At 38.9% G+C, this 4946-nt stretch carries 4 protein-coding genes; 1 reads left to right on the top strand and 3 read right to left on the bottom strand.

Annotated elements, in window-relative coordinates; genetic code table 11:
• Nucleotides 1–512 precede the first annotated feature (512 nt).
• Nucleotides 513–788 (bottom strand): peptidase, encoded by a 276-nt coding sequence (locus BV372_RS33095; RefSeq protein WP_086691512.1) that lies wholly within the window; start codon nucleotides 786–788, stop codon nucleotides 513–515.
• Between the two features lie 114 nt (nucleotides 789–902).
• On the opposite strand from BV372_RS33095, the gene BV372_RS33090 reads away from it, so the two are divergent.
• Nucleotides 903–2111 carry a NupC/NupG family nucleoside CNT transporter gene (locus tag BV372_RS33090; protein ID WP_086691510.1) on the top strand — a complete coding sequence of 403 codons (1209 nt, stop codon included), beginning with the start codon at nucleotides 903–905 and terminating at the stop codon, nucleotides 2109–2111.
• Nucleotides 2112–2123: 12 nt separating this feature from the next.
• Here the strand turns inward: BV372_RS33090 and BV372_RS33085 are convergent, their stop codons facing one another.
• Nucleotides 2124–2570 carry a hypothetical protein gene (locus BV372_RS33085; protein WP_086691507.1) on the bottom strand — a complete coding sequence of 149 codons (447 nt, stop codon included), beginning with the start codon at nucleotides 2568–2570 and terminating at the stop codon, nucleotides 2124–2126.
• Nucleotides 2571–2742: 172 nt separating this feature from the next.
• Nucleotides 2743–4746, bottom strand: a complete 2004-nt coding sequence (locus BV372_RS33080) for a serine/threonine-protein kinase (protein WP_086691506.1) — start codon at nucleotides 4744–4746, stop codon at nucleotides 2743–2745.
• Nucleotides 4747–4946 lie beyond the last annotated feature (200 nt).

The raw sequence follows: 4946 nt of genomic DNA, 5'->3' as shown, positions 1-4946 counted from the left end.
GGAAGAAGGAATAAAACTGTACTGAGTTTTTTTCAAAAATCAAATATGAGTCCTATATGTATTGTTGTGTTTGCTTAGTTGTAAGGGCACAAACAATAGACCTCTTGCAAAAAGCACTTTTGCAAGAGGTGGGAAAAGGGAAAAGGTTAAAGGAGAAGAGGAAAATACAAAACCTTTCCTCCTTTTCCCGACTTCTGCAAGAAGTCTAATGTTGTGTCCTTACTATCTAGTCTGTCAATTCAGTACTCAGCACTTAGCACTCGGTACTCAGCACTTTTCATTGAACTCCCCTAAGCATATCGATTTGGCATTTTGGCAGATATTTTAATTGTCAAGTTGATATCTTGAGATTCGCGAATGTCTTTGTGCGACAATACCGACTTGCAGAATCCCTCGGCTAACTACCGGGGGTCTTTTTTTAAGGGAACAGGGAACGGGCAACAGGGAACCCCATTGAAGATATAAGCTTTCTTGCCTTCTGCCTCCTGCTTTCTGCCATCTGCCTTCTTGTACTAGCTATGCGAATCTGAGCGTTGACGAAATAAACCTGTCATACTCAAACCAGTAATTAACAAGCCAACTAATCCTAAGCCATTTAAAAGTGGATAGATTTTTTCTAAATGAATGATTTCTAGCGTATGGATACGCAGTAGCAATTCACCGAATTCGTCTTGGTGCAACCATTCATGGGCAATAGTAAAACTCATACCTGTTAGCAAAGTTAAAAACAAGGGCAGACATAGGATGATGGCAATTTGACGATGATATTTGCGAAACGCTCGTTTCATAAGTAATTTCTAATTAAGTAACCTTTAGGTTATCAAACTAATTTGTCAAAGAGGGCATATTTTTGTGTATGCTTTGTGACCAAGTTTCTGAGCAATGCATTTTTGGGAGTTAACATGGAACGTGCCATTTCCGCCCTAGGAATATTAGTTTTCATAGGAATATCCTACGCTCTCTCTGTAAATCGCAGTGCTGTACGTTGGCGAACTGTGGCCTGGGGTTTGGGTTTAGAGTTTACATTTGCACTGCTGATTCTCAAAACTCCTGGCGGTTTGGCTGTATTTAAGACTCTAGGAGATGTGGTGAGTAATTTTTTGGCATTCTCTGATGTTGGTGCCAAATTTGTCTTTGGAGATAATTTCAAGGAGCATTTATTCGCCTTTCAAGTGTTACCCACCATTATCTTTTTCTCTGCTTTTATTAGTGTCATGTATTACTATGGCATTTTGCAGCGAGTGGTGAGTGGGATGGCTTGGGTAATGATGAAGACGATGAAAACATCAGGCTCTGAGTCTTTATCTTGTGCAGGTAATATATTTTTGGGACCAACAGAGTCAGCACTAATAGTTAAACCCTATGTCGCAAGCATGACCCAATCAGAACTTCATGCCGTCATGACCGGTGGTTTTGCCACAATTGCTGGGGGAGTATTGGGGGCTTATTTATCATTTGGTATCCCAGCAGAGCATCTAATAGCCGCTTTTTTTATGACTGCCCCCACCTCTTTAGTAGTATCAAAATTACTTTATCCAGAAACGGAAGTATCTGAAACTGCTGGCCATGCAAAGCTTGATGTAGAAACAAATTATATTAATGTGATTGATGCTACTACTACAGGAGCAATTGATGGTGTTAAGCTAGCAGTTAACGTCGGGGTAATGATTATTGCCTTTTTGGGGTTACTGGCTGCTTTCAATGCCTTGCTGGGATGGTTGGGGGGGTTGGTGAGTTTGCCGCAGTTGTCATTACAGTGGATTTTGTCTTTGATTATGGCTCCTGTAGCTTGGCTGTTGGGTGTACCTTGGGCTGATTGTCGGCAAGTAGGAGCTTTGTTAGGTACAAAGACAGTTCTCAATGAGTTTATTGCTTTCTTAGATTTAAAGACATTAATTGACAACGAGAAAATTTCCCAAAGAGCCGTAATTATTGCTACTTATGCATTATGTAATTTTGCAAATATTGGCTCAATTGGGATTATGATTGGCGGTATTGCAGGTATGGCACCCGATCGCCAGCATGACCTAGCTCGTATGGGTGTAAAAGCTATGATTGGTGGACTGCTTGCTAGCTTTATCACCGCTAGTATTGCTGGAATGCTGGTGTAAAAAAGATTATTTCTACTTTTTTTTGATATAACCCAATGTCCAGTTATTAGGCTGTTCTAATTGATTTCCTTTACCTTGGACAATCAGCCAAAGAGCAATTCGTGTATTTAAATATCCTTTGACTAGATAATGTCCTGGTTGCGCATAAGCGCCGCCACTATAAGAGTTATCGATAGGATCTATAGTTCCACATTCGGTGGTGTTATCGAGTAATGTAACCTGCATCAAGTTGTCAGTTTGATATTCTTTGGAAACCGAAAATACACCATAGACATGATGTGGACCGCGCCAAGGCTGAAATACTATTTTCTTGGGATATAAATATTGTTTACCTTTGGCAGCAATAAATTCTGATGGCTTGCAAGCAGTAACCTGCGATCGCTTGTTGATATAAGAAAAGCCAAGGAGGCCAACTAAGCTCAGTGCTAATAGTATAAAAATAAATTGATGTTTACGCACGTGTTCGATCCAATACTACCTTTTTCGGTTATATTCTAGCGATCTGAGTAAAATTGCGATCGCTTCCACTCTACTCATGATTGGAAATTCATAATTAGCTCATTCAAAATTCAAAAAAACCTATTTTTTCTACTTCTCAAACGAGATTTGTAGCTCTGCTAACGATTACTTACTACTTTTGCAGGATTTTAATTTCCCTTTGTGCATCTTGATAACTATTTTTCTGTCCTTTCTTTTGAAATAGTTTGGCTGCTGCTTGAAAATCTGCGATCGCTGCTTTTTTATCGCCTTGTTTAGCCCGGATCAAACCTCGATTATAGTAGGCTAAGGCATAGCTAGAATTAACTGCTATCGCCTGAGAGTAATCTACAATTGCCCCTTTTTTATTTCCCCGTTCGAGATGAGCATTACCCCGGTTATTATAAGCTGCGGCATTTTTCGGCTCTAGCTTAATTGCTTCAGAATAATCTGCTATTGCGCCTTGATAATCGCCTACAGAGAAGCGGTGCATACCTCTATGGATGTAAGCTATAGATAATTTGGGATTAAGCTGTAAAACCTGATTATAATCTTCAGTAGCTTCTAGATTCTTGCCCATGTCACTATAAACATCTGCCCGATTTAGGTAAGCTTCTATATATTTGGGATTTAAGTCAATTGCCCTGTTATAATCCTGAATTGCAGCTTGATTTTGGTTATATGCAAATTGAGTTAAGCCTCTTTGATAGTAAGCTTGAGCATCATTAGGATTCATCTCAATTGCTGTATCAAAATTTTGAATTGCTGCTTGCTTATTTCTCAAGCGACGATAGAGAATACCTCGCTGCAAGTAGGCTTCGCTATACTTGGGTTTAAAGGCGATCGCTTTACTAAAATCTGTCATTGCGCCTTTATAATCTTTGAGCTTTGCACGCGCCAGACCTCGCCCATAGTAATTATAAGGATTTTTGCCATTGAGTTGAATTGCTTTCGTATAGTCAGCGATCGCTTCTTTATATTTTCCTAATTCATAATCAGAAAAGCCTCGATCGTAGTAAGCATTAGCATCTTGAGGATTTAGCTGAATAGCTTTGCTAGAGTCTGATTGAGCTTTTTGGTAATCTCCTAATCGATAAAAAGCATCACCACGTCGATTATAAGCTAGAGCATTTTGAGGATTAATTTCAATAACTTGAGTGAAATCTTTTACTGCTTCTTTGTACTTTCCAGCCTCATATTTTTCCACTCCTTGCAGATATAATAACTTTGGATCGTTGACAGATTTTGGAATCAGGAAAAACAAAGCTACTACGCCAACGGTAATACAGCTAGCTATTCCTGCCAAAATTAACCAGGGTTTTTTATTTTCGGGCTTCTGATGCTTTTCCTCATGATTGTATAGCTGTTTTAAGTCATGTAAAACCTCGTTAGCAGTCTGATAGCGTTTACGGTAATCAAAGCACACCATTTTATCGATAATTCTTGCTAATTCTCGGTTAACTGAAGGAATTCGGGGACGCCAAACAATTTCACCTGTCAGCAAATTTTTTTGACTTGGTAATATAGCTACTTCATCTGCTGTTAAACCGATGAGCGCGGCGATCGCCACTATCCCTAAAGCATATATATCGCTGTTATATTGGGTGTTACCATGCAATTGCTCTACAGGGATATATTCGAGATTTCCGACAATAGTAGTCACGATTTCTTTAATCGAACCAAAGTCAATCAAAACTAATTTTTTGTCTGACTCTCGACGAATAATATTTGTGGGTTTAATATCCTGATGAATTACCTCATGACTATGTACGAATACCAAAATTTCTAATATTTCTGATAAGAGATTGACCACTTGGTCTTCCTCTATGGGTGTTCCTAATAAAATTTCTTCAGTTAAAGAATTACCAGGAATAAATTCTTGAACTAAATAAAATTCTTCATTTTCTTCAAAATAAGCAACTAGTTTCTGGATTTGATCGTGTTCCTGACCTAGTTTTTCTAACGTTTCTGCTTCACGTGTAAACAAGCGCCCCAGTATTTTTAAATCTTGGGGATTTCTATTGGCAGGATGTAGTTGCTTCAAGACAAATTGACTGCTAGGAAGATTAGTATCCTCAACCAAATAGGTTTGCGCCAATTCTTCCGCACTCAAAACCGCCAAAATTCGGTAACGTGCATCCAGAAGGTGACTATGCATGAAAATAAATATAGTTTTATCCGGAATTATTCGATTATAGCTTGCGTATTAATACTGACTGAAAATTATTTGTATAGATAAAAACTTAAATAACCCTAGTCCCAATACGGTTCAGTTAAGAAAATTCCTCTGTAGAGGCAAGGGAACAGGTGAAGCAGTGCGGTCTTGGGGGTTTCCCCCATGAGCAACTGCTGAACCCG

The sequence above is a fragment of the Nostoc sp. T09 genome, from assembly GCF_002154695.1.
Classification (GTDB): Bacteria; Cyanobacteriota; Cyanobacteriia; order Cyanobacteriales; family Nostocaceae; genus Aulosira.
The sequence above is the reverse complement of the archived record's forward strand: the minus strand, read 5'-3'. Positions and strand labels throughout refer to the sequence as shown.

Excerpts from the sequence above, each read along its gene's own strand:
- BV372_RS33095 (WP_086691512.1), bottom strand. The coding sequence starts at position 788 with ATGAAACGAGCGTTTCGCAAATATCATCGTCAAATTGCCATCATCCTA.
- BV372_RS33090 (WP_086691510.1), top strand. The coding sequence starts at position 903 with ATGGAACGTGCCATTTCCGCCCTAGGAATATTAGTTTTCATAGGAATA.
- BV372_RS33080 (WP_086691506.1), bottom strand. The coding sequence starts at position 4,746 with ATGCATAGTCACCTTCTGGATGCACGTTACCGAATTTTGGCGGTTTTG.